The sequence below is a fragment of the Plantibacter sp. VKM Ac-2885 genome, from assembly GCF_015351205.1.
Classification (GTDB): domain Bacteria; phylum Actinomycetota; class Actinomycetes; order Actinomycetales; family Microbacteriaceae; genus Plantibacter; species Plantibacter auratus.
The window spans coordinates 1,507,138-1,530,520 of the sequence record NZ_JADKSK010000001.1 but is presented as its reverse complement, the minus strand read 5'-3'; the positions used below and the strand labels follow the sequence as shown (position 1 = coordinate 1,530,520).

Below are 23,383 nucleotides of genomic sequence, written 5' to 3'. Positions count from 1 at the left end.
CCATGACCACGGGACGCGACGACCAGCAGGTTCTCCGCGCGCGACTCGCGGCCCAGCTCCTCGACGGAGCCGATCACCGCTCCCCCACGGGTGTCGTCTCTCGGCTGCTCGCGATCCAGGCCCAAGACCTCGCTTCGTCGCTGTGGGCGGTCGGCGTCAGGTCGACCGACACCACGATGGACGAGGTGCTCGCGGCGCTCGAGGACGGCTCGATCGTCCGGTCCTGGCCGATGCGCGGCACCCTGCATCTCGTCGCCGCAGAGGACCTCGGGTGGCTGCTCGGACTCGGTGTCCCGCGGGTCCGCTCGACGATCGCGGCCAGACACCGTCAACTCGAGCTCGACGCTGAGACCTTCTCGCGCTCCCGCGCGCTCACCGAGGGACTGCTCAGCGGGCATCGGCGCGTGACGAGGGATGAGCTGTTGACGGCCCACACCGACGCCGGGATCCCGATCGACGGTCAACGAGGCTCACACCTCATCATGGAACTCGCGATGTCGGGTGTGGTCTGCTGGGGACCTCCCGCCGGGAGACAGCAGGCACTCGTCCTGACTGAGGAGTGGATCCGTGCACCGCGGGTGCTCGAGGCGGACGAGGCGCTCGGCGAGTTCGTCGTCCGCTATCTCACCGGCCACGGCCCGTCGACGATCGCCGACCTCACGTGGTGGTCGAAGCTCACCGTCGCCCAGGCGAAACGCGGCGTCGAGGTGGCCGCCGGTCGGCTGTTCTCCGAATCGCGCGACGGGGTCACCCGCTGGTCGACCGCCGAGGGCATCGAACCGCCATCTGCTCCACGACCACCGCGGGTGCTCGCGCTTCCCGGATTCGACGAGTTGCTCCTCGGCTACCGCGACCGCGAGCTGACGCTCCCTGCGGCGTTCGCGGACCGCATCGTGCCCGGCGCGAACGGCATCTTCCTCCCGATGATCGCCGTCGACGGGCGCGTCGTCGGCACCTGGCGCCGACGGACGAGTGCGACCGGCGTCGTCGTCACCCCGACGCCGTTCCAACCGCTGTCGCAGCGGGTGCAGGCCGGGTTCCGACGAGCCGCTGGTGAATACGGCCGGTTCCTCGGACTCAGTGCGTCGGTCGACGAGGCGACGTCCACCGACTGAGGGTCGAACCGTCAGCGGCGCTCGATGAGGGCGGTGGCGATGGCTGCGACACCCTCGCCACGGCCGGTGAACCCGAGCGCATCGGTGGTCGTCGCCGCGATACTGACCGGCCCGTGGACCAGCGCGCTCAGCACGCCCTCGGCCTCCGTCCGACGTGGCGCGAACCGAGGGCGGTTGCCGACGAGCTGCACCGCGACGTTGACGACGACGAAGCCCGCGGCGTGCAGCCGTTCGACAGCTGCTCGCAGGAAGACCTCGCCGCTCGCCCCGGCGAAGCGGGGGTCGTCGATTCCGAACATGGAGCCGATGTCGCCGAGGCCGGCAGCGGACAGCAGGGCGTCGACGATGGCATGGGCGACCGCATCCCCGTCGCTGTGTCCGGCCAGCGGCCGTTCCCCCGGCCACCTGAGGCCGGCGAGGCTCAGCTCGCCGTCGTCGGCGAAGGCGTGGACGTCGATGCCGATGCCGGTCCTGATCGAGGAGGTCGGCCGTGCGCCCACCTCCTGCTGCTGAACCCGGTCCCGGTCCGCCAGGAGTCGCTCCGCACGCTGGGCGTCCCACGGGGTCGTGATCTTGAACGCCGCCTCCGACCCGTCGACGGTGAGGACGGGGTGTCCGGCGTCCGCGTAGAGTGCCGCGTCGTCGGTGGCCGCCGCGAGGCGGTCCTCGGCGACGCGAAAGGCCGCGACGAGGGCATCACGCGGGAACGCCTGCGGTGTCTGGACGGCTCTGAGGGCGGCCCGATCCACGGTCTGCTCGACGAGGGCGCTCGCATCGACCCGTTTGATCGTGTCGGTCACCGGAAGCCCCGGTACGACCCCCCACCCCGTCCGCGCGGCGGCGTCGATCACCCGTTCGAACTGTTCGGTCGGGGTGAGTGCCCGTGCGGCGTCGTGGACGAGTACCGTCCGCACTCCCGGCCACAGGGCGGCGAGTCCGGCGAGGACGGAGGACTGTCTCGTGTCGCCTCCGACGACGACGCGGAGGTGGTCGGCCGCCTTCCCCGCGGCGCGACGACCGATCGTCTCCGCCTCACCGACGCGATCGGCGGGGACGACGACGACGACCTGGACCGCGTCCCGCAGGCGGAAGACCGGGGCGAGCGCGTGTTCGAGCACGGTACTGCCGGCGAGCGACACGAACGCCTTGGGGATCCCGGCACCGAGGCGCGTCCCACTACCCGCCGCCACGATGATCACGCCGACCGCCGGGCCGTCCAGGGATGGATCGGCGATAGCACCCGGTTCGTCGATGGCAGTCATGCCACGAGCCTACTTCTCGGGCGACACGTCCGAACGAACGCTCGGCTCAGGAGGCGAGGACCTCGTCGAGGACCGACGACGCCCGCTCCTCGTCGGTCTGCTCCGCCAGCGCCAGTTCGGAGACCAGGATCTGGCGAGCCTTCGCGAGCATCCGCTTCTCTCCAGCGGAGAGGCCTCGGTCCTGGTCGCGACGCCACAGGTCGCGGACCACCTCGGAGACCTTGATGACGTCGCCCGAGGCCAGCTTCTCGAGGTTCGCCTTGTAGCGGCGGGACCAGTTCGTCGGCTCCTCGGTGAACGGCGCACGGAGCACGTCGAACACGCGGTCGACGCCCTCGCGCCCGATGACGTCGCGTACCCCGACCAGGTCGACGTTCTCAGCCGGGACCTCGATCACGAGATCGCCCTGGGTGACGCGGAGCTTCAGGTAGAGCTTCTCCTCGCCCTTGATGATCCGGGTCTTCACCTCGGTGATGGTCGCGGCGCCATGGTGCGGGTAGACGACGGTCTCGCCAACTTCGAAGATCATGGGTCTCGGTCCCTTCAGCGTCTCCCAGAATACCACGGCACCCCTGATCAGAGCCGGGTACCGGGTGCCCAGCGAACCGGGTGGTGCACCGGCCGATCACGGGTCCACGACCCGGCCACACCCCTTCGCAGCCGTGGGCTAGACTCGAATCCGGATCCCGGGACACCTGTCACTCGTCTGCGCCCGGGGCCACCACATCTTGGAGGGTTCTGTGAAGGCGCGTCTCATCGCTTCCATCGTCGTCGCGGGTGCTGTCGCACTCGGCATGAGCGGTTGCAACCTCATCGCGCCGCAGGCGACCCTGAAGCAGTACGACGCCTCGGACGGCGTCGGTGTCACCGTCGGCTCGGTGGCTGTCCGGAACGCCATCGTCGTCTCCGACGACGGCGAGACCGGCAACCTCGTCTTCAGCGTCGCGAACCGCGACGACCGCGCCCACACGGTGCTGATCGAGATCGAGGGCAAGGACGAGCAGTTCCAGGTCCTCGCGGAGCCCGGCCTGACGACGTTCGACGGCTCGGGAGCGAACGACCCGCTGCGCATCGAGTCCCTCGGTGTCCAGCCTGGAGCCATCCTGGACGTCTTCTTCCAGTACGGCGACGAGACGGGCGCCACCGCGAGCGTCCCGGTCCTCACCGGCCAGCTGCTCGAGTACTCCACGCTCGTCCCGACGCCGCTGCCGACGGATGAGCCCACCGAGACGCCGACGCCGCTCGCGACGCCCACCACGGAGCCGACCGAATAACGCTCCGTCGCCCCACACGACCGAACGCCCCGCACCTCTTCGGAGGTGCGGGGCGTTCGTCCGTCTGGACCTGCGTCAGGCCTCGAAGCGGTAGCCGAGCCCACGCACGGTGACGAGCATCACCGGTTCCGAGGGGTTCGCCTCGATCCGGGAACGGATGCGTTTGATGTGGACGTCGAGCGTCTTGGTGTCGCCGTAGTAGTCGCTCCCCCACACCCGGTCGATCAGCTGACCACGGGTCAGAACCCGTCCGGCGTTCCGCAGGAGCAGCTCGAGCAGCTCGTACTCCTTGAGCGGCATCGGGATCGGCGCCCCGTTGACCTCGACGACATGGCGCTCGGTGTCCATCCGGACCGTGCCGGCCTCGAGCAGCACCTCCTCCTGCGCCTGGTCCGCCTCGACACGGCGTCGCAGCACCGCCCTGATCCGCGCGAGGAGCTCGCGGGTCGAGTAGGGCTTCGTGACGTAGTCGTCGGCGCCCAGCTCGAGCCCGACGACGATGTCGACCTCGGAGTCCTTCGCGGTGAGCATGATGATCGGTGTGCTCGAGACCGCGCGGATCTGACGGCAGACCTCCGTCCCGGGGATGCCGGGGAGCATGAGGTCGAGCAACACGAGGTCCGCGCCGCGAGCCGTGAAGGCCTGAACCGCCGAGGGACCGTCCTCCGCCACCTCGACCTCGTACCCCTCCCGTTCGAGCAGATAGCTCAATGGTTCGCTGAGGGACGCTTCGTCTTCGACGAGCAGGATGCGGGTCACGGGGTACTCCTTGCCGTGCCGGTGGAGAGGTCCTCCGGCGGGGTCGTTGCTCTGGGGAGGCGGATGGTGAACGTCGAGCCACGGCCCAGCTGCGACCAGACCTTCACTTCGCCGCCGTGGTTCTGGACGGTGTGCTTGACGATGCTGAGGCCGAGTCCGGTGCCGCCCGTGTGGCGGGACCGCGCCTGGTCGACGCGGAAGAACCGTTCGAAGACCCGGTCGCGGTCCTCTTCGGCGATCCCGACGCCCTGATCGGTGACGGCGATCTCGACGACGTCGTCGACCGCCCGGACGCCGACACCCACGTGCGCGCCGGTGGGCGAGTAGTGGATGGCGTTCGAGATGAGGTTGTGCACGGCGACGACGAGCATCGCCTCGTCACCGTACACCTCGAGGTTCTTGCCGCCTTTGAGGGAGAGCCCCACCCCGGTCGCCTCGGCCGGCACGCGGTTCTGATCCACCGCCGCGGCGATGACCCGATCGAGGCGGACGAGTTCCGGCTGGTGGAGGGCGTCGGCCGCCTGCAACCGCGAGAGGTCGATGATCTCGGCGGTCATCCGGGTGAGTCGCTGTGACTCGGTCGCGAGCCGGCTGGCGAACCGCTTCACCCGTTCCGGGTCGTCGGCCGCCGTGTCGAGTGCTTCCGAGAGGAGCCCGATGGCGCCGATCGGCGTCTTCAACTCGTGGCTGATGTTCGCGATGAAGTCCCTGCGGACCTCGTCGAGGCGACGCGCCTCGGTGTGGTCCTCGGCCAGGAGGAGGATGAAGCGAGAGCCGAGCGGCGCTGCCCGCACGCGCAGATGCCGGGTGGCCTCACCGAAGCGCCCGAGCGCGAGTTCCAGATCGCTCGTGACGGCCTCGCCGGTGCGTCGGACCTCGAGCGCGAGGTCGATGAACTCCTGGTTGTCGAGCACGCGGTCGCGCACCAGCCCGAGCGCGAACGCCCCCGGGGAGGCCTTCAGCACGTTGTTGGACGGGTCGACGACGATGCCCGCGCTGTCGAGGGCTTCGAGCACCTGGTCGACCCCGTCGGGCACGACCGGGTTGACGACCGTCGCGGCGCGCTCTCCGCGGCGGAAGGCGAGCGAGGTGAGGGCGACGAAACCGCCCCCGACGATGAGGCCGAGTGCCAGGGCGATCAGCACCAACCACATGGTGTCCATGGGTACTACGTTACTCAGTCCGCCGAACGCCGAACTCGCGAATACCCCGCCACTTCGACGACTGTTCACGCTTGGGGCCCCAACTGTTAACCTTGGTTCGGCATCATCGGCGGAGCGGGCATCTGCCTGCCCACCGCCAGGTCACGGAAGGACGGCACCCAGAGCCATGCGCGAGGTATTCCAGCAGTCATTGCGAGAGGTCCAGGATCGCCTGGTCGAGATCGCCGAACTCGTCACGATCTCCATCGAGAAGGCGACGCAGTCCTTCGGCAACTCGGACGTCGCGGTCGCTGAAGAGGTCATCGCCAACGACAACCGCATCGACCAGCTCGCGATCGAACTCGACGAGCTCGCCATCGACATCCTCGCCCGTCAGCAGCCGGTCGCGCGCGACCTGCGCATCGTCGTGAGCGCGCTTCGGATCAGCGCGTCGCTCGAGCGCATGGGCGACATGGCCGAGCACATCGCCCAGCTGTCGCGGTACCGCTTCCCCGACAAGGCCGTGCCGAAGGGCCTGCGGACCACCTTCGCCGAGATGGGTCGACTCGACGTCTCGATCGCCCGCAAACTGACGGAACTGCTGCGCACCCAGGACCCGCGCATCGCCGACGAGATCCGCAACGACGACGACGACGTCGACGAGCTGCACGCCAGCGTCTTCGAGAAGGTCCTCGGCGACACCTGGAAGGGTGAGCCCGTCGCGACCGTCGACGCCACCCTCGCTTCCCGGTACCACGAGCGCTTCGCCGACCACGCCGTCTCCATCGCCAAGAAGGTCCAGTACCTCGCGACCGGCGACTGGATCCCCGAGGCGACCACGCCGGTGCACCACTGACCAGCTGATCCCGGACACCCCGACGAGCGGTGTCGACCCGAGACCGGGTCGGCACCGCTCGTCCGTTCGTGCGGGACTAGCTCATCCGACGACGGGTGATCGCGCCGCCTGCCAGGAGCAGGAGGCCGAGGACCGTTGCGAGGCCGGCGAGCGGCAGGAGCTGACCCGCGACGCTGCCGGTGTCGGCGAGCGTCGGCTCAGCTGAACGCGCGGCCGAGGCCGTCGTGTTCGAGCCGGTCGAGGACGCCGCCGTCGCGGTGGTGATCACCGTGGCGGGGACCGTCGGCACGACGGGGGTCACCGGGGTGGTGGGGTCCGTCGGGTCGGTCGGGTCGGTCGGGTCCGTCGGGTCGACCGGGTTGGTGGGATCGGTCGTCCCGGGACCACCGGTCTCGCTGTCCCCGATCACGGAGATCGCGTTGCCGCCGATCGTGACCGGCAGCTCCAGGCCGAGGTCGATCTGGTTCCCACCGCCGAGGCTGTCGTCACCGCCGGTGGTCGACGTGCCGCCGCCGGACGATGCCGGAGCCGAGGCCGAGGTGCCCGTCGACTCGGAGTCGCCGATCACGCTGACGGCGTTGCCGACCACGGAGATCGGGAGCCCGACGTCGCCGAGGACCTGGTTGCCACCGGCGACACTGTCGTCACCGGTCGTCGTCGACGGCGCTGCCGGAACAGCCGCACCACCCGACGTGGCAGGTGCACTCGCCTGCTCGCTGCTCGAATCACCGAACAGCGAGATGGCGTTCCCACCGACCGTGACCGGAACGGTCACCACCGGCGACACCTGGTTCCCACCGGCGACACTGTCGTCACCGGTCGTCGTCGCCGACGCCGCCGGAACAGCCGCACCACCCGACGTGGCAGACGCACCCGCCTGCTCACTGCTCGAATCACCGAACAGCGAGATGGCGTTCCCACCGACCGTGACCGGAACGGTCACCACCGGCGACACCTGGTTCCCACCGGCGACACTGTCGTCACCGGACGTCGTCGCCTCGTCGGTGACCGGCGAGGCGGACTCCCCCGCCACCGGTCCGGACGTCGAACCCGACTGCTCGGCATCGCCGATGATCGAGATCGCGTTGTCCTCGACCGTCACCGGGATGGAGACGGGCAACTGGACCTGGTTCCCACCCGCGACACTGTCGTCACCACTGGTGGTGGCGGCCGGTGCGGGCTCGGGTACCGGTGCGGGCTCCGGCGCAGGTGCCGGCTCCGGTGCTGGTGCCGGCTCAGGCGCGGGTGCCGGCTCAGGTGCGGGTGCCGGCTCAGGCGCCGGTACCGCCTCCGGTGCGGACGTCGCCGTTGAATCGCCGACGACGCTCACCGCGGTGTCGACGATCTCGACGGGGGCCTCGAGGACCACGTCGACGAGGGTTCCGCCGAGGATGCTGTCGTCCCCGGACGTGTCGGCGTTGGCCGCCGTAGCGCCGAGGAACGTGAGTCCCGCGACGAACAGGCCACAGTAGAGGCCTTTCTTGACATACGAATTCATGATTCCTGCTCCTTGCAGAGTGACTGATGTGCTCCCGTGGTCGGGAGGCTTCGGACCGTTGAACCGCCCAGGGGGCGGGTCTCCGCCGCGAACGGCAGAGTGGTCCGGGGTCAGTCAGGAGAGGTATCGGAGGGGAACGTGGGTGAAGCCGGGAGGTCTTCGTCTCGCGCGGGTCCGCGACGGTCGTCACCGGGCGCAGGGAGGATGACGGAGATCGACTGTTCGGCCGCTGCGGGACCGCCGACGGCACCACCGGAGCCGGAAGACCCGGAGCCGCTCGGCGTGACGGCCCAGCGACCGTCGGCGTCCGGCAGCAGCGGAAGGTTCGCAGGGGTGGCGGGGAGGCTGGACGATCCGACGGTGGCGGCGGGTACGGCCGTGGTGAACGACGTGTCTTCGCGATCCTGGCCGCCCGACACGATCGTCGAGTCGCCCTGCTGGACGGACGGCGGTCCGAGGACCGTCGTCGGGGCGATCCCGCCGACGGCGGTCGAGTCAGAGGCGGACACGTCCGCTGCCGGGCCCTGCGGAAGCGCTGGGACGACCGGATCGATGATCGGCGTGCTGGGGACCGGGACCGCGGCGACGACGTCGGCGACGCCGGTCAACGTCTGGTCGACCGTTTGCACGACCGGATCGACGATCGCGGCGACGGGTGCTGCTCCGACGGTCTCCTCGACCACATCGTTCACCACCGGTACCGCTGCGACGGTCTCGTCGACGACATCGACCACCGGTTCGAGCACGGTCGTGTCGACGACGTCGACGACCTCGGCCACAGCACTGACGGGCTGTTCGAGCGAGCCGACGACCTCGGTCACCGCGCCCAGGAGCGACGGATCGGTGGCACCGTCGTCGGCATGCGCGGAGGACGGCGACCCGAAGAGGGCCACCGCCGTGAACGCTGCGGCGGCGAAGCCACCGAGCGCCAGGGCGCGCCACAGGGGGAAACGGGTGCCGTCGGTCGACTGCTCCATGCGTATCCCCCCAATCGGGTTACAGTGCAGTCACTGTACGCCCAACCCCGAGGCGGTTCAACCCCTTTTTTGCGACATGGAAAACCCCGGCCAGGAGCACTTTCGGCGACGATGTCGCCAAGCCGCACTCCCGACCGGGGTGGTGGTTTGGTGGGGTTTCCGCTACTTCTTCCCCTGCGCCGCGACGGCGGCGGCGCCTGCTGCTGCGGCCTCGGGATCGAGGTACCGGGCCGGTGCGACCGGACGGAAGTCCGCGTCGAGCTCGTAGACGAGCGGGATGCCGGTGGGGATGTTCAGCTCGGCGATCTCGTCGTCCGAGATGTCGTCGAGGTGCTTCACGAGTGCGCGGAGCGAGTTGCCGTGCGCCGTCACGAGGACGGTCTTGCCGGCAGCCAGGTCGACCGTGATGTCGGACTCCCAGTAGGGCAACATCCGGTCGATGACATCCTTCAGGCACTCGGTGCGGGGCAGTTCGCCGTCGATCCCGACATACCGGGGGTCATCGGCCTGCGACCACTCGTTGTCGTCTTCGATCGGCGGCGGCGGCACGTCGAAGGAACGACGCCAGGTCTGGAACTGCTCCGGGCCGTACTCGGCGAGCGTCTGCGCCTTGTCCTTGCCCTGCAGCGCGCCGTAGTGACGCTCGTTGAGGCGCCAGCTGCGCTTGACCGGGATCCACATGCGGTCGGCGGTCTCGAGGGCGAGGTTCGCCGTTTGGATCGCTCGGGAGAGGACCGAGGTGTACAGCACGTCCGGGGTGATGCCGGAGTCGGCGAGCAGTTCGCCCGCACGCTTGGCCTCGGTGACGCCGAGTTCGCTGAGTCGGACGTCGACCCAACCGGTGAACAGGTTCTTCTGATTCCAGTCGCTGTTGCCGTGGCGCAGCAGGACGAGGGTGTAAGTCTCAGGCATGTCCCCAGCATACCGACGGCGCATGACCGCGAGGTGGACGATGACCCTGCTCCGTGAGGGAGAATGGGTCCATGCCCGTCGGATCGATCACCCGCGGGACGACGGGTACGAACCGGCTCCGGCGGGTGGACCGCTGGATCGCGACCCACCCCTCGCTCAGACGGACGACGAACCCGCTGGTGGTGGACCTCGGCTACGGCGCGAGCGGCGTCACGGCGTTGGAACTGCACGACCGACTGCTCGCCGTCCGCCCCGACGTACGGGTCATCGGATTCGAGATCGAACCGGGGCGCGTCCGCACCGCTGACGCGCAGCTGCAGCAGGTGCGCGCTGGCACGACCCGGTTCACGCCGATGGCTGCGGTCTCCTTCGCGCGCGGCGGGTTCGAGGTGCCGACCGGCGACGACCGTCCCACGGTGATCCGGGCGTTCAACGTGCTCCGGCAGTACGACGAAGCCGAGGTCACGGGGGCCTGGCGTCTCATGGCGTCGCGGCTGCAGCCCGGCGGTGTGCTCGTCGAAGGGACGTGCGACGAGATCGGACGGGTGTCCAGCTGGATCGCCGTCGACGACCAGGGGCGTGCGGAGTCGTTCTCGATCAGTCTGCGGCTCGCCGACCTCGAGCTGCCGTCCATCGTGGCCGAACGACTGCCGAAGGCGCTGATCCATCACAACGTGCCGGGCGAACGTGTCCATGCGCTCATGACGGACCTCGACCGCGCGTGGCGGGTGCATGCACCCCTGGCGGTCTACAGCCCGGTCCAGCGCTGGTCGGCGACCGTCCGGACACTTCGCGACAACGGGTGGCCTGTGCTGGCCGGTCGCAGCCGCTGGCGCCTCGGCGAGCTGACGCTGCCGTGGTCGGCTGTCGCCCCGAATCCCTCCTCGACGGACTGAGTGTCGGGGATCGCTCCCGTCAGAGCGAGGGCAGCGCCGCCTGCGCCTCCGGCGTCGGCAGACCCGTGGCCGTGAGCAGGTCGACGAGGTACGGCCGGAGCACGAGCACGAGCGCCTGCTCGGAGACCGAGGCGTCGGGGAGGACGGCCACCGGCTCGAGGTGCTTCGCGATCTCCAGCAGGGACTGCCTCGCGACCGGCTGCTGGGCGATGTCGCCGATCGACTGCGACAGGATGCCGAGCGCGACGGAGGTCCGCGCGAGCAGGTCCGCGAGCTCGGGGCGGCTCGTGGCATCGCGCGACACGTAGTCGATGCGCCGGGCGATCACCCGGAGGTTGCGGGTCGCGAGGTCCATGCCGTCGAGCATGGTCCGCTGCCGTTCGAGGTCGAACACCGCCTTGCGGAGGAACGGCGAGATGCGCGCGATGGCGAGCCCTGAGTCGAGGGTTCCGCGCCACGCGTCCAGGGCCGGCTGGGTGGCCCGCGCCCGTGCGAGCGCGCGGTCCGCCTCCTCGAGGTCGCCGAGACGGAGGGCGGCGACGAGCGAGGCGAGGGTCCGGACATGTTCGTCGATGAGCCGCTGGCCGTCCCGGCGAGCGCTCCGGCGCGGGTCGCGCGGGATGAGCGCGGTCGCGAGCAGGGCGAAGACCCCGCCGATCAGTCCGTCGAGGGTACGCACGAACGGGCCGCCGTCAGGCACGGGCAGGAGCATGACGAGGACGGACTGCACCGCCGCCGCGATCGCGAACGACGCCGCCGGCGACAGGAACCGGGCGACGAGCAATGTGAGCACGAGCGCGACCGCGAGTTGCCACGTCCCCTGACCGAAGCCGAGGAGCAGGATCTCGGCCAGCGCGATTCCGACGCTCATCCCGACGGCCGTCTCGAGGACCCGGATCGGGCGGGCGTCGCGAACGAACCCGAGACTCGAGATCGTCACGGTCAAGGCGAGGAGTGGCACGGCGTGCCCGAGCACGTAGTGGGAGAACGCGTACGCGCCGATCGCCGTGGCGCTGACCTGCAGCACCGCCGGCACGGATCCGACGAGACGATGCCAGGCGTCGCCGAGTGCGATGCGGCGACGAACCGCGGCGGTCCATCGGTCGACCCGTACGCCCGGGTCCGAGGCGTCGTCCTTCCCCACCGGGGTCAGCGCCGGACGGCGCCGAGTCGCGGCAGCCGCGGCACGTTCGCCGTGGCCCCGGCATCCGCCGGCACGACGATCTCCTGCGACGCCGCGACATCGATGCCGTCGGCCTCCACCGTCAGCACGGCCGCCGGATCCGCGGAGCGCTTGACGATCGCCAACGCCACCGGGCCCAACTCGTGGTGGATCGCGCTCGAGGTGATGCGTCCGACGGGTTTCCGGGTCGTGTCGTCGCCGTCGCCGACGAGCACCACGTTCGAACCGGCCGGCGGCAGGACCGCGTCGGAGCCGTCGAGGAGGAGCATGACGAGGCGACGCGGCGGGTGCCCGAGGTTGTGCACCTTGGCGACCGTCTCCTGACCGCGATAGCAGCCCTTGTTCAAGTGGACTGCCGAGCGCAGCCAGTCGAGCTCGTGCGGGATGCTCCGCTCGTCGACCTCGGACTGCAACCGCGGGCGCCAGGCGGCGATCCGCAGGGCCTCGGCGGCCAGCGAACCCGCGGCGGAGAACGTCCCCGCACGGACCTGCTGCACGAGCGACCCGAGCTGCTCGCGCGCGACGATCGTCTCGGTCCATGTCCACGCTGCACCCGGGTGCTCACCCGTCGCGTACTGATGCCCGCCGACCGCGACCTCGGACCACGGATCGTGCCAGACGAGCGGCATGCCGTTCGGCGCTGCAGCCTGAACCCCGAGACCCGCCGCCGCACCGATCACGGCGTACTGCTCGGTCGCGATGGCCACCTCGACGCGCAGCATGAACCGCATCCGGTCGAGCCAGGCGTGGAGTGGCGCAGCATCGGCTGCCTCGGTGACGAGCCACGTGGTCGTGCCGTCGTCGAGCAGCTTGACCGCGTGCTCGATCCGGCCGCTCTGGTCGAGGAAGAGGGTCTCCGTCGAGATGCCGGCCGACAGCGAGCGCAGCTCCTGGCTCGTGATGGAGTTGAGCCAGCTCAGCCGATCGGGGCCGGTGACCGTCACGATGCCACGGTTCGACAGGTCGACGATCGCCTTACCGTTGGCGATGAGGCGCTGCTCGATGTTCGGGCTGCCGTAATGGGAGGGGACGCCGTGGTCGACGGCATCCGCCTGTTCGACGGCACCCGGCAGCGTGAGGAAGGGCGAGCCCGGAATCGTTTCCGGTGCGACCGCTCCGTTGGGAATGGTCACGTCAGTCGGCTTTGGCCAGGCGCGCCGAGGCGTGCGTCCGGAGGTCCTGTCCCAGGGCGGCGATGTCCCAGGCCCAGAGCAGGTGGTTCTCGACGAGACCGTACAGGCGGGTCGCGGCGGCGTACTCCTTGGCTCCAGCGGTCCGGACGACGGCGTCGGTCGCGAGGTCGATCCGCGGGCCGTCGATCTGGCCGAGGTAGAGCTCGCTCACACCGTTCGGGTGGACGATCGAGACCTGCAGGGGGAAGGCGCCGGTCGACGTACGCAGGGTCTCGACCGACTGCGCGGTGCCGAACGGGCGGGGGCCTTGCCCTGGGAGCATGCCCGGGCCCGGGTCGCCCTCGATCAGCGGGCGTTCGAGGCGCCAGTAGCCCGTCTCGGTGACGAGCGGCTCGGGCACACCGGACTCGTCCGTCGAGGCTCCGTCAGGCGCGACGTCCGCAGCGGTGTCGTCCGACAGGGCGTCCGCGTCCGTGGACGAGGCCCCCTCGGCGTCGCGCGGGGGCTGCTCGGGCAGGAGCCAGGTGTAGGAGTTGTAGTTCAAGTACGGCAGGCCGTCGTGGCTGAAGCTCACGCGCTGACCGAACTCGCGGGTCACGGTCTCGTCGCCGACCTGGTAGTCGATGACGCCGGTGCCCTCCCAGACGCCGATGAGCCACGACAGCGGGACCAGTTCGCTCGGCAGGCCGCTCGGGATCTCGATCATCGAGGGACCCGGACTAGCGCTGACCGCGGTACAGGTTCTTCAGCACGACCACCGCGGTGAACGCGATGGCGAGGCTGGCGAGGACGAGCAAGCCGATGAAGAAGATTTCGAGAGCGAGCAGCATGGGGAAAGTCTACCCCGAGGCCAGGGCGATGAGGCCATACACGGCACCGCCGATGGCGAGGATGAGGACGGCGCCGGTGACGCTCGTCGACATCCGATCGACGAATCCCACCTTCTGTCGCGTCAGCAGCTGTGCCGAGAACGCGGCCAGGGTGCAGAGGCCGAGCGTGGCCGACAGCCCGAAGAAGGTCTCCCCCGGGCTCCAGAGCAAGCCGGACACGACGACGCCGACGAGCGCGAGCGCCCAGATGGAGACGACACTGATCCAGCGCAGCCGGGGGGAGAGAGTGGTTTCGCTCACGGACCCATTGTCACAGAGCGGACGCCATCGGACCACCAGGCGGAGCCCGGTGCGACGTGGGGTGCGGTCGTTCGCCTAATATGGTTCCAAACTCAGTCGGGAGGATGCGCGTGGCGCAAATTTTGGTCTTGACCTCCATGGTCGGCACCGAGGTCCTCCCATCCCTCGGGCTCTTGAGCCACCGCACCCGGCAGATCCCCGCCGACCCCGCACAACTCGTGAACGCTCCGAGTTCGGACCTCGTCCTCGTCGACGCCCGCCAGGATCTCGCGAGTGCCAAGTCGCTCTGCAAGATCCTCGGTGCGTCCGGGCTGTCGGTCCCGCTCCTCCTCATCCTGACCGAGGGCGGCCTCACGGCCGTCAGCGCCGACTGGGGCGTGAACGACGTCATCCTCGAATCCGCCGGGCCGGCCGAGGTCGACGCGCGGATCCGGCTCGCCATCGGTCGCGCCTCGCAGGAGCACTCGGCGAGCAAGATCCAGGCGTCGGGCGTCGTCATCGACGAGGCCAGCTACTCCGCGAAGGTCCACGGCAAGCCGCTCGACCTCACCTTCAAGGAGTTCGAACTGCTCCGCTTCTTCGCGACCCACCCCTCCCGGGTGTTCACGCGCGAGCAGTTGCTGAGCGAGGTGTGGGGCTACGACTACTTCGGTGGCACGCGAACCGTCGACGTCCACGTCCGCCGGTTGCGCGCCAAGCTCGGCGACCTCGAGCAGCTCATCGGCACCGTGCGCAACGTCGGCTACCGCTTCAACGTCTACGAGGACGATCATGCCCCGGCTGACGCTGTCGGTTCGTAACGTCGACGACGCCCGCACCCGGGATGCGCTCGAGCGCGTCGTGCGCACGGCGTCGCTCGTCGACGGCCAGCCGCCGTTCAGCGACCAGTCGCTCATCGACGTCGCCTCCGGCGCCCGGACGCTGATCCTCGCCGTCGAACCACAGGACCCGCCGGTCGACCCCGACGACTTCGCCGTCGTGGGTGCGGCCATCCTCGGCCATGGCGAGCTCGAGTTCGTCGTCGAGCCCGAGTGGCGGGGTCACGGCTACGGTCGCGCCGCACTGCGCGGCGTCCTCGCCAACTGTCCCCCACAGGTGCGCATCTGGGCACACGGCGACCACCCCGCCTCCCGGGTGCTCGCACAGGAGTTCGGCTTCTCGCCGATCAGGACGCTGCTGCAGCTCCGCCTGACCAAGGCACCGGCGAGCCGCACGCGACCGGCCACCGCCGGGCACGCTGATGTCACGGTCGGCACGTTCCGGCCGGGAGTCGACGAGCAGGAGTGGCTCGAGGTCAACGCGCTCGCCTTCGCCGACCACCCCGAGCAGGGACGCATGACCCTCGACGATCTCCGCGCTCGAGAGGCCGAGTCCTGGTTCGACGCCGACGACTTCCTGCTCGCACGAGGCTCCGACGGCGACCTCCTCGGGTTCATCTGGTTGAAGGTCGAGGACACGGTCGGCGAGGTGTACGCGGTCGGCGTGCACCCTGCGGCCAGCGGCCGAGGGCTCGGGCGACTCCTGATGGAGGCCGGCCTGGCCCGCCTGCGGGATCGACGGGTGGAGGCGGTCACGCTCTACGTCGAAGCCGACAACCTCCCCGCGGTGTCGCTGTACCGCTCGCTCGGATTCACCGACCACACCATCGACGTGCAGTACGCGAGAACCGACGCCTGATCCCCTCCACAGCGGTGTGGCGCTGCGGCATTTACACAGTGTTCACCGCAGTCGTCGCGACCACCCCCGCCACGGTGTCATGATGAAGGCATGCCAGCAGACCCAACCGTGCTCGATGTCGGCCTCGATGGAGACGAAGAGGACTTCGACCCCGCCTTCGAGCGGAACGATCCCGCGCTGCCCGAACACCGCTACCTCGACCGCGAACTCAGCTGGCTCGCCTTCAACCAGCGTGTGCTCGAGCTCGCCGAAGACCCGGCGCTGCCCGTCCTCGAACGCGCCAACTTCCTCGCGATCTTCGCCTCGAACCTCGACGAGTTCTTCATGGTGCGGGTCGCCGGCCTGAAGCGCCGCATCCTCACGGGCCTGGCGGTCCCGACGAACGTCGGCAACGCGCCGGCCGACGTCCTGTCCGAGATCTCGCAGCAGGCGCACGTCCTGCAGGAACGGCACGCCCGCGCCTGGCACGACCTCGTCCGTCCCGACCTCGCCGAACGCGGCGTCACGGTCGTCACCTGGGACTCACTCGACGCAGCCGACCGCGAGTACCTCAGCGAGTACTTCAGCAACCAGGTCTTCCCGGTGCTCATGCCGCTCGCGGTGGACCCGGCCCACCCGTTCCCCTACATCTCCGGCCTGTCGTTGAACCTCGCGGTCCGAGTGCGGAACACCCGCACCGGGCGCGAGGAGTTCGCCCGGCTCAAGGTCCCGCAGATGATGCCGCGCTTCGTCCGCGTCGGTCCGGCGGAGCGCCGTTCCGCGTCGCTGGACACCGCTCCAAGCGTGCGCTACATCGCCCTCGAGGAGGTCATCGCCAACCACCTCGGCCACCTCTTCCCCGGCATGGAGATCGTCGACCACCACGTCTTCCGCGTCACGCGAAACGAGGACATGGTGATCGAGGAGGACGAGACCGAGAACCTCATCCAGGCCCTCGAGAAGGAGCTGCTGCGCCGTCGGTTCGGGCCGCCCATCCGGCTCGAGATCACCGACGACATGGACGATGTCACCCTCGGACTCCTCGTCCGCGAACTCGACATCACCGAGCAGGAGGTCTACCGCCTGCCCTCGCCGCTCGACCTCGGCGGACTCTTCAGCCTCGCCGGCATCGACCGCCCGGACCTCCAGTACCCGAAGCGCGTCCCGACCACGGCGCTGCAGTTCCAGCCCGACGAGCCGAACGGCAAGCCCGACCTCTTCCGGTCGATCGCCCGCGAGGACGTCCTGGTCCACCACCCGTACGAGTCCTTCGCAACGAGCGTGCAGGCGTTCATCGAGCAGGCCGCCGCCGACCCGCACGTGCTCGCGATCAAGCAGACCCTGTATCGGACGTCGGGCGACAGCCCGATCGTCGAAGCACTCATCGACGCGGCTGAGGCCGGCAAGCAGGTCCTGGCGCTGGTCGAGATCAAGGCCCGGTTCGACGAGCAGAACAACATCTCCTGGGCCAGGAAGCTCGAGAAGGCCGGCGTCCACGTCGTCTACGGCCTCGTCGGACTGAAGACGCACTGCAAGCTCGCGCTCGTCGTCCGACAGGAGCGCGGGGTCCTGCGCCACTACAGCCACATCGGCACGGGCAACTACAACCCGAAGACGAGCCGCATCTACGAGGACCTCGGTCTGTTCACGGCCGACGACCAGGTCGGCAAAGACCTCACCCGCCTCTTCAACGAGCTGTCCGGGTACGCGATCGAGAAGAAGTTCAAGCGACTCCTGGTCGCGCCGCGACACCTGCGCAAGGGCCTCCTCAAGCACATCGAGCAGGAGCGCACGAACGCCGAAGAGGGCAAGCCCTCGGGGATCCGCATCAAGGTCAACTCGATGGTGGACGAGTCGATCATCGACGCGCTCTACCGGGCCAGCCAGGCGGGGGTCCCGGTCGACCTGTGGGTTCGCGGGATCTGCGCGCTGAAGCCCGGCCAGCCGGGGATGAGCGAGACGATCCGCGTGCGCTCCATCCTCGGGCGGTACCTCGAACACTCGCGCATCTTCTCGTTCCACAACGACGGCGACCCGCACGTGTTCATCGGCAGCGCCGACATGATGCACCGCAACCTCGACCGCCGCGTCGAGGCGCTCGTCAGGCTCACCGACCCGAAGCACCTCGAGGCGACCGCCGCGATGTTCGAGCAGGCCCTCGACGAGCAGACGTCGTCGTGGTGGCTCGACGCCGACGGCGTCTGGACGCGCCACGCGGTCGACGCTGACGGACGACCGCTCACGGATCTGCAAGACTCCCTCATGCTCGAGACCGCGGCCCGCCGCCGGCCGAGGAACCGTCGCTGACGACTTCGCACCGCGACCCACCCGAGCACCACGACACGACGAGGCACTGACTATGACGACGACGGCAATCTATGCAGCCGGTGCCGTGTGCTGGCGCCTCATCGACGGCAAGGTCCACCTCCTCGTCATCCACCGGACGGTGTACGGCGACGTCACCATCCCCAAGGGCAAGGTCGATCCCGGGGAGACGCTCGCGCAGACGGCCGTGCGGGAGATCAAGGAGGAGACCGGCCTGAGCGTCCACCTCGGCGTGCCGCTCGGCGTCTCCACGTACCCCCTGTCGAGCGGTCGCGAGAAGATCGTCCACTACTGGTCCGCTGAGGTCACCGACCAGGCCGTCCGCGAGAGCACGTTCATCCCGAACGGCGAGGTCGCAGCGCTGGAGTGGGTCACCATCAAACGGGCACGGAGCTACCTCAGCTACGAGCGCGACGTGGAGATCCTCGACGCCTTCGCCGCGCTGGTCGACGAAGGCGTCACAGCCACCTTCGCCCTCATCGCGATGCGCCACGGGAAAGCCATGTCCCCCTCCGAATGGTCGGGCGAGGACGCGACCAGGCCGCTGGCGCCGCGCGGCGTCAAGCAGGCCGCGGGGAACGTCCCGACCCTGCTGGCCTTCGGCCCTCGCAAGATCGTGACGAGCACGGCCGTGCGCTGCGTCAGCACCGTCAGTCCGATCGCCGCGGCCGCGGGCATCGAGCCGAAACGCTCCGACCTCATCAGCCAGGACGCCTACGAGCGGGGCGAATCGGATGTCCGCCGGGTCGTCGGCCGCCGCGTCCGGGCGCTCAAGACGGCGATCCTCTGCAGCCACGGGCCGGTCCTCCCCGAGATCCTGCACGAGATCGCGCTCGCCACCGGGTCCACCCGAGGCTCCTACCTCGGCAGCGCCGCCGCACTCGAGACCGGGGCGTTCTCCATCGTGCACCTCTCCCGGACGAATCCGAGCTCCGGCATCATCGCGATCGAGACGCACGAACCCCGCGTCTGACCCGTCCGTGCGCCCCCCCCCCCCCCCTGGACAGGGGCCGTTCGTGGTGCATTCGCGGCGTCGCCACGTCGGCCGCCATGAAGCCGTCGATATCCGTTCACCCGTTGTTTACCATCACGGGGGATGCTCGTCATGCCGCGTGGTTAGCGTCACTGACGAGCCAGCACCGGCTCGCACCCACACCAATGAATGGACACCCCTGTGAAGTTCTCACGTTTCGGCCGCGTCGCGGTCGTAGCAGCAGTCGCAGCCGTCGCACTGACCTCCTGCGCGGCCAACGAAGGCGGCGCCACCGCCACGAGCGCAGCCGCCAGCGACCTCAAGGGCAGCCTCGCCGGTAGCGGCGCGTCGTCGCAGGGCAGCGCCCAGGAAGCCTGGGTCGCCGCCTTCCAGACGTCGAACCCGGACGTCACCATCAACTACTCCCCCGACGGCTCCGGCGCCGGCCGCAAGGCGTTCATCGCCGGCGGTGTGCAGTTCGCCGGTTCCGACTCGGCGCTGTCCGACGAGGAGCTCACGAGCACCTTCGCCGCATGCGCAGCGGACACCAAGGCGATCGACCTCCCGGTCTACATCTCCCCCATCGCGGTCATCTTCAACATCGAGGGCGTCGACGAGCTCAACCTCGACGCCTCGACCATCGCGAAGATCTTCGCGGGTCAGATCACCAGCTGGGACGACCCGGCGATCGTCGCACTGAACCCCGACGCGAAGCTCCCCTCCACGGCCATCACCGCCGTCCACCGCTCCGACGACTCGGGTACGACGAAGAACTTCGCCGACTACCTGGGCAAGAACGCACCCGACGTGTGGACCGCTGAGCCGGCCGACACCTTCCCGTTCCAGTCGGGTGAGGGCGCCAAGGGCACCTCCGGTGTCGTCGACACCGTCAAGGGAGGCACCGGCACCATCGGCTACGCCGACGCATCGAAGGCCGGCGACCTCGGTGTCGCGAAGATCAAGGTCGGCGAGGAGTTCGTCGAGTACAGCGCCGAGGGTGCTGCCGCCGTCGTCGAGGGCTCGCCGCTCGTCGAAGGCCGCGAGGCGAACGACATCGCCATCAAGCTCGACCGCGAGACCACGGACGCGACCCACTACCCGATCGTGCTCGTGAGCTACCTCATCGCCTGCCAGGAGTACGCCGACCCGAAGGTCGCCGACCTCGTCAAGGCGTACGCCGGCTACATCGCCAGCGACGCCGGCCAGGAAGAGGCTGCGAAGTCGGCCGGTGCTGCGCCGCTCTCCGCCGACCTCGCCAAGAAGGTCCAGGACGCGATCGCGACCATCAAGTAGTCCAACGGTCGAGCGTGCCGGGTCCTGCCCGGCACGCTCGACCTGCGTCACCAGCATCCGCAGTACCCGCTCCCCGAGCCTGTCGAGGGGCACCACCATCGCATCGAGAGAACGGGAACCAATGGCTGTCGAGGCCCTAGCTGCGAGACCCAAAGCCAAGCAACGAGTCGGCGACCGCGTCTTCTCGACGCTCTCCCTCGTCTCGGGATCACTCATCCTCGTCATTCTGGCGGCGGTCGCGATCTTCCTCATCGTCCAGGCGTTCCCCGCCCTCACGGCCGACTCGTCGTCGTTCACGGGTGCCCCGACGAGCTTCTGGGCCTACGTCGGCCCCTTCGTCTTCGGAACCATCTGGGCGGCCATCCTCGCCCTCGCGATCGCCGTGCCGCTCTCGCTCGGGATCGCCCTCTTCATCACGCACTACGCGCCGCGTCGCCTCGCGGTCGCCCTCGGCTACGTCATCGACCTCCTGGCCGCCGTGCCGTCGGTGGTCTACGGCCTCTGGGGCGCGCTCGTGCTCGCGCCGTTCGTCCAGCCCTTCTTCGCCTGGCTGTCCGAGAACCTCGGATGGATCCCGCTCTTCGGTGGCACGGTGTCCGGCACCGGTCGCACGATCCTCACCGTCGCCCTCGTGCTCGCGGTCATGATCATCCCGATCATCACCGCCATCTCCCGGGAGATCTTCCTCCAGACTCCGAAGCTCCACGAGGAGGCCGCACTCGCGCTCGGCGCGACGCGCTGGGAGATGATCCAGATGGCGGTCCTGCCGTTCGGCCGTCCCGGCATCGTGTCCGCCTCCATGCTGGGCCTCGGACGAGCACTCGGCGAGACGATGGCAGTGGCCCTCGTCCTCTCCCCCGCCGCCGTCTACTCGTTCTTCCTGCTCACCTCGAGCAACCCGAACACCATCGCGGCGAACATCGCCCTGAACTTCCCCGAGTCCTTCGGCATCGACGTGAACAAGCTCATCGCCACCGGCCTGATCCTGTTCATCATCACCTTCGTGGTGAACTTCATCGCCAGACTCATCGTCAACCGTCGTAAAGAATTCTCGGGAGCGAACTGATGACCGCCACGACCGACCGCCGTCAGGCGTCCATCGCCACGCCGTTCTCCAACTCGCTCACCGCGGGCAAGCTGCCGAAGTTCGCACCGCTCACGATCCTCGCGGGCAGCCTCATCGTCAGCGGTGTCATCTTCCTGCTGCTGCAGCAGTCGACCGCCGACAAGAGCTACAACGTCCCCGGGGCCGTCGTGCTCGGCGCCGCACTTTACGCGGTCACCGTGTACGTCGCGTCACTCATGGTCGAGGGTCGCCGGAAGGCCAAGGACCGCCTGCTCACCACCCTGGTGACCGCGGCCTTCGTCATCGCGCTCCTGCCGCTCGTCTCGGTCGCCATCACGGTGATCTCGGCCGGCGCCGCCCGGTTCGACCTCAACTACTTCTCGCTGTCGATGCGGAACGTCGTCGGTGAGGGCGGTGGCGCACTGCACGCCATCACCGGCACGCTGCTCATCACACTGGCCACGTCGGTCATCTCGATCCCGATCGGCATCCTGACCGCCATCTACCTCGTCGAGTACGGCCGTGGACGGCTGGCACAGGGCATCACCTTCCTGGTCGACGTCATGACCGGCATCCCGTCGATCGTCGCCGGCCTGTTCGCGTTCGCCCTCCTCGCGATCTTCTTCGGCCCGGGCGTCCGGCTCGGCATCGGCGGTGCCATCGCGCTGTCGCTGCTCATGATCCCCGTCGTCGTGCGGTCGAGCGAGGAGATGCTGAAGCTCGTTCCGAACGAACTGCGCGAGGCCTCGTACGCGCTCGGTGTGCCGAAGTGGCTGACCATCCTCAAGATCGTCCTCCCGACCTCGATCGCCGGCATCATCACCGGCGTGACGCTCGCCGTCGCCCGCGTCATCGGTGAGACCGCGCCCCTCCTGATCATCGCCGGCTTCACCCAGAGCATGAACTACAACCTCTTCGACGGCCCGATGATGACCCTCCCGGTCTTCGTGTACACCCAGTACGCGAACCAGGGCACCGACGGGGCCTCCTACGTGGACCGCGCCTGGACCGGCGCGCTCGTCCTCATCCTCATCGTCATGGCGCTGAACCTCATCGCCCGACTCATCGCCAAGATCTTCGCCCCCAAGTTCGGCCGATAGGCCGCGAGCAAAGGAACCCCGTGTCCAAGAGCATCGAAGTCAACGACCTCAACGTCTTCTACGGCAGCTTCATGGCTGTCGAGGGCGTCTCCCTCCAGATCCAGCCCCGCACGGTCACCGCGTTCATCGGCCCCTCCGGCTGCGGGAAGTCGACCTTCCTCCGCACCCTGAACCGCATGCACGAGGTCATCCCCGGCGCACGCGTCGAGGGTGAGGTCCTGATCGACGGCAACAACCTCTACGGCCCGGGCGTCGACCCGGTCCTCGTCCGCCGTCAGGTCGGCATGGTCTTCCAGCGCCCGAACCCGTTCCCGACGATGAGCATCAAGGAGAACGTGCTCGCGGGCGTCAAGCTCAACAACCGGAAGATGTCGAAGTCCGACCAGGACGCGCTCGTCGAGCGTTCGCTCCAGGGCGCCAACCTCTGGAACGAGGTGAAGGACCGCCTCGACAAGCCGGGCTCCGGTCTCTCCGGTGGTCAGCAGCAGCGTCTCTGCATCGCCCGCGCCATCGCCGTCTCCCCCGACGTCGTGCTGATGGACGAGCCGTGCTCGGCCCTCGACCCGATCTCCACGCTCGCCATCGAAGACCTCATCGAGGAACTCAAGCAGGAGTACACGATCGTGATCGTGACGCACAACATGCAGCAGGCGAGCCGCGTCAGCGACAAGACCGCGTTCTTCAACATCGCGGGCACCGGCAAGCCGGGCAAGCTCATCGAGTACGACGACACCACCACGATGTTCTCGAAGCCGTCCGTCCAGGCGACCGAGGACTACGTCTCGGGTCGCTTCGGTTGATCTGACGCCGGCATCACGACAGCCCCGCCCGGG

At 69.0% G+C, this 23,383-nt stretch carries 23 protein-coding genes; 12 read left to right on the top strand and 11 right to left on the bottom strand.

Going from position 1 to position 23,383, the window contains the following annotated elements:
• Positions 1 to 2: 2 nt before the first annotated feature.
• Positions 3 to 1,115: a winged helix DNA-binding domain-containing protein gene (locus ITJ66_RS07400; RefSeq protein WP_194644237.1), complete on the top strand. Its 1,113-nt coding sequence runs from the start codon at positions 3 to 5 to the stop codon at positions 1,113 to 1,115.
• A gap of 11 nt (positions 1,116 to 1,126) precedes the next feature.
• Here the strand turns inward: ITJ66_RS07400 and ispD are convergent, their stop codons facing one another.
• Both ispD and ITJ66_RS07390 read right to left on the bottom strand, forming a co-directional pair.
• On the bottom strand, positions 1,127 to 2,377 hold the full coding sequence (gene ispD, locus ITJ66_RS07395) for a 2-C-methyl-D-erythritol 4-phosphate cytidylyltransferase (protein WP_194644235.1): 1,251 nt from the start codon (positions 2,375 to 2,377) through the stop codon (positions 1,127 to 1,129).
• A 46-nt stretch (positions 2,378 to 2,423) separates the two neighbouring features.
• Complete coding sequence (locus tag ITJ66_RS07390) at positions 2,424 to 2,906, bottom strand: CarD family transcriptional regulator (RefSeq protein WP_137242096.1); 483 nt, start codon at positions 2,904 to 2,906, stop codon at positions 2,424 to 2,426.
• A gap of 211 nt (positions 2,907 to 3,117) precedes the next feature.
• On the opposite strand from ITJ66_RS07390, the gene ITJ66_RS07385 reads away from it, so the two are divergent.
• On the top strand, positions 3,118 to 3,651 hold the full coding sequence (locus tag ITJ66_RS07385) for a hypothetical protein (RefSeq protein WP_191940689.1): 534 nt from the start codon (positions 3,118 to 3,120) through the stop codon (positions 3,649 to 3,651).
• Positions 3,652 to 3,726: 75 nt separating this feature from the next.
• Here the strand turns inward: ITJ66_RS07385 and ITJ66_RS07380 are convergent, their stop codons facing one another.
• Both ITJ66_RS07380 and ITJ66_RS07375 read right to left on the bottom strand, forming a co-directional pair.
• Positions 3,727 to 4,410, bottom strand: coding sequence for a response regulator transcription factor (locus ITJ66_RS07380; protein ID WP_064296370.1), 684 nt, complete (start codon positions 4,408 to 4,410; stop codon positions 3,727 to 3,729).
• Positions 4,407 to 5,573, bottom strand: coding sequence for a cell wall metabolism sensor histidine kinase WalK (locus ITJ66_RS07375; RefSeq protein ID WP_137242097.1), 1,167 nt, complete (start codon positions 5,571 to 5,573; stop codon positions 4,407 to 4,409). The genes ITJ66_RS07380 and ITJ66_RS07375 overlap by 4 nt, the downstream gene beginning before the upstream one ends.
• Before the next feature lie 166 nt (positions 5,574 to 5,739).
• On the opposite strand from ITJ66_RS07375, the gene phoU reads away from it, so the two are divergent.
• Positions 5,740 to 6,408, top strand: a complete 669-nt coding sequence (gene phoU, locus ITJ66_RS07370; protein ID WP_064296372.1) for a phosphate signaling complex protein PhoU — start codon at positions 5,740 to 5,742, stop codon at positions 6,406 to 6,408.
• A gap of 76 nt (positions 6,409 to 6,484) precedes the next feature.
• Here phoU and ITJ66_RS07365 read toward each other — a convergent pair whose 3' ends face one another.
• The 3 genes from ITJ66_RS07365 to ITJ66_RS07355 form a co-directional block, all read right to left on the bottom strand.
• Positions 6,485 to 7,906, bottom strand: a complete 1,422-nt coding sequence (locus ITJ66_RS07365; RefSeq protein ID WP_194644233.1) for a chaplin family protein — start codon at positions 7,904 to 7,906, stop codon at positions 6,485 to 6,487.
• A 110-nt stretch (positions 7,907 to 8,016) separates the two neighbouring features.
• A complete protein-coding gene (locus tag ITJ66_RS07360; protein WP_194644231.1) occupies positions 8,017 to 8,883 on the bottom strand; it encodes a hypothetical protein in 867 nt (288 codons plus the stop codon).
• Positions 8,884 to 9,045: 162 nt separating this feature from the next.
• Complete coding sequence (locus tag ITJ66_RS07355) at positions 9,046 to 9,795, bottom strand: phosphoglyceromutase (protein ID WP_194644229.1); 750 nt, start codon at positions 9,793 to 9,795, stop codon at positions 9,046 to 9,048.
• 71 nt (positions 9,796 to 9,866) lie between these two features.
• On the opposite strand from ITJ66_RS07355, the gene ITJ66_RS07350 reads away from it, so the two are divergent.
• Entirely contained in the window at positions 9,867 to 10,691 is an 825-nt protein-coding gene (locus ITJ66_RS07350; protein WP_194644227.1) for a class I SAM-dependent methyltransferase, read from the top strand.
• A gap of 19 nt (positions 10,692 to 10,710) precedes the next feature.
• On the opposite strand, the gene ITJ66_RS07345 is transcribed toward ITJ66_RS07350, so the two are convergent.
• From ITJ66_RS07345 to ITJ66_RS07330, 4 genes are all read right to left on the bottom strand, one after another.
• Complete coding sequence (locus ITJ66_RS07345) at positions 10,711 to 11,835, bottom strand: FUSC family protein (protein ID WP_137242101.1); 1,125 nt, start codon at positions 11,833 to 11,835, stop codon at positions 10,711 to 10,713.
• 5 nt (positions 11,836 to 11,840) lie between these two features.
• Entirely contained in the window at positions 11,841 to 13,007 is a 1,167-nt protein-coding gene (locus tag ITJ66_RS07340; protein ID WP_370582587.1) for a folate-binding protein YgfZ, read from the bottom strand.
• Position 13,008: 1 nt separating this feature from the next.
• Complete coding sequence (locus ITJ66_RS07335; RefSeq protein ID WP_194644225.1) at positions 13,009 to 13,713, bottom strand: FABP family protein; 705 nt, start codon at positions 13,711 to 13,713, stop codon at positions 13,009 to 13,011.
• 133 nt (positions 13,714 to 13,846) lie between these two features.
• Complete coding sequence (locus ITJ66_RS07330) at positions 13,847 to 14,137, bottom strand: hypothetical protein (RefSeq protein ID WP_064296602.1); 291 nt, start codon at positions 14,135 to 14,137, stop codon at positions 13,847 to 13,849.
• Positions 14,138 to 14,247: 110 nt separating this feature from the next.
• Between ITJ66_RS07330 and ITJ66_RS07325 the strand changes: the two genes are divergently transcribed.
• The 8 genes from ITJ66_RS07325 to pstB all read left to right on the top strand — a co-directional run bounded on the left by ITJ66_RS07325 (position 14,248) and on the right by pstB (position 23,350).
• Complete coding sequence (locus tag ITJ66_RS07325; protein ID WP_175116223.1) at positions 14,248 to 14,937, top strand: response regulator transcription factor; 690 nt, start codon at positions 14,248 to 14,250, stop codon at positions 14,935 to 14,937.
• Positions 14,909 to 15,814, top strand: coding sequence for a mycothiol synthase (mshD, locus tag ITJ66_RS07320; protein ID WP_192018298.1), 906 nt, complete (start codon positions 14,909 to 14,911; stop codon positions 15,812 to 15,814). The genes ITJ66_RS07325 and mshD overlap by 29 nt, the downstream gene beginning before the upstream one ends.
• Before the next feature lie 90 nt (positions 15,815 to 15,904).
• Entirely contained in the window at positions 15,905 to 18,100 is a 2,196-nt protein-coding gene (locus tag ITJ66_RS07315; RefSeq protein ID WP_079705346.1) for an RNA degradosome polyphosphate kinase, read from the top strand.
• A 52-nt stretch (positions 18,101 to 18,152) separates the two neighbouring features.
• Positions 18,153 to 19,091: an NUDIX domain-containing protein gene (locus tag ITJ66_RS07310; protein WP_191940681.1), complete on the top strand. Its 939-nt coding sequence runs from the start codon at positions 18,153 to 18,155 to the stop codon at positions 19,089 to 19,091.
• A 201-nt stretch (positions 19,092 to 19,292) separates the two neighbouring features.
• On the top strand, positions 19,293 to 20,384 hold the full coding sequence (gene pstS, locus ITJ66_RS07305; protein ID WP_342365660.1) for a phosphate ABC transporter substrate-binding protein PstS: 1,092 nt from the start codon (positions 19,293 to 19,295) through the stop codon (positions 20,382 to 20,384).
• Positions 20,385 to 20,505: 121 nt separating this feature from the next.
• Positions 20,506 to 21,450 (top strand): phosphate ABC transporter permease subunit PstC, encoded by a 945-nt coding sequence (pstC, locus tag ITJ66_RS07300; RefSeq protein ID WP_064296608.1) that lies wholly within the window; start codon positions 20,506 to 20,508, stop codon positions 21,448 to 21,450.
• On the top strand, positions 21,450 to 22,550 hold the full coding sequence (pstA, locus tag ITJ66_RS07295; protein ID WP_137242105.1) for a phosphate ABC transporter permease PstA: 1,101 nt from the start codon (positions 21,450 to 21,452) through the stop codon (positions 22,548 to 22,550). The genes pstC and pstA overlap by 1 nt, the downstream gene beginning before the upstream one ends.
• Positions 22,551 to 22,570: 20 nt before the next feature.
• Positions 22,571 to 23,350: a phosphate ABC transporter ATP-binding protein PstB gene (pstB, locus tag ITJ66_RS07290; RefSeq protein WP_056007815.1), complete on the top strand. Its 780-nt coding sequence runs from the start codon at positions 22,571 to 22,573 to the stop codon at positions 23,348 to 23,350.
• The last annotated feature ends 33 nt before the right edge of the window (positions 23,351 to 23,383 follow it).

Coding starts and splice junctions, on each gene's coding strand:
- ITJ66_RS07400 (WP_194644237.1), top strand. CDS start 3: ATGACCACGGGACGCGACGACCAGCAGGTTCTCCGCGCGCGACTCGCG.
- ispD (WP_194644235.1), bottom strand. CDS start 2,377: ATGACTGCCATCGACGAACCGGGTGCTATCGCCGATCCATCCCTGGAC.
- ITJ66_RS07390 (WP_137242096.1), bottom strand. CDS start 2,906: ATGATCTTCGAAGTTGGCGAGACCGTCGTCTACCCGCACCATGGCGCC.
- ITJ66_RS07375 (WP_137242097.1), bottom strand. CDS start 5,573: ATGGACACCATGTGGTTGGTGCTGATCGCCCTGGCACTCGGCCTCATC.
- phoU (WP_064296372.1), top strand. CDS start 5,740: ATGCGCGAGGTATTCCAGCAGTCATTGCGAGAGGTCCAGGATCGCCTG.
- ITJ66_RS07365 (WP_194644233.1), bottom strand. CDS start 7,906: ATGAATTCGTATGTCAAGAAAGGCCTCTACTGTGGCCTGTTCGTCGCG.
- ITJ66_RS07360 (WP_194644231.1), bottom strand. CDS start 8,883: ATGGAGCAGTCGACCGACGGCACCCGTTTCCCCCTGTGGCGCGCCCTG.
- ITJ66_RS07355 (WP_194644229.1), bottom strand. CDS start 9,795: ATGCCTGAGACTTACACCCTCGTCCTGCTGCGCCACGGCAACAGCGAC.
- ITJ66_RS07350 (WP_194644227.1), top strand. CDS start 9,867: ATGCCCGTCGGATCGATCACCCGCGGGACGACGGGTACGAACCGGCTC.
- ITJ66_RS07335 (WP_194644225.1), bottom strand. CDS start 13,713: ATGATCGAGATCCCGAGCGGCCTGCCGAGCGAACTGGTCCCGCTGTCG.
- mshD (WP_192018298.1), top strand. CDS start 14,909: ATGCCCCGGCTGACGCTGTCGGTTCGTAACGTCGACGACGCCCGCACC.
- ITJ66_RS07315 (WP_079705346.1), top strand. CDS start 15,905: ATGCCAGCAGACCCAACCGTGCTCGATGTCGGCCTCGATGGAGACGAA.
- ITJ66_RS07310 (WP_191940681.1), top strand. CDS start 18,153: ATGACGACGACGGCAATCTATGCAGCCGGTGCCGTGTGCTGGCGCCTC.
- pstC (WP_064296608.1), top strand. CDS start 20,506: ATGGCTGTCGAGGCCCTAGCTGCGAGACCCAAAGCCAAGCAACGAGTC.
- pstA (WP_137242105.1), top strand. CDS start 21,450: ATGACCGCCACGACCGACCGCCGTCAGGCGTCCATCGCCACGCCGTTC.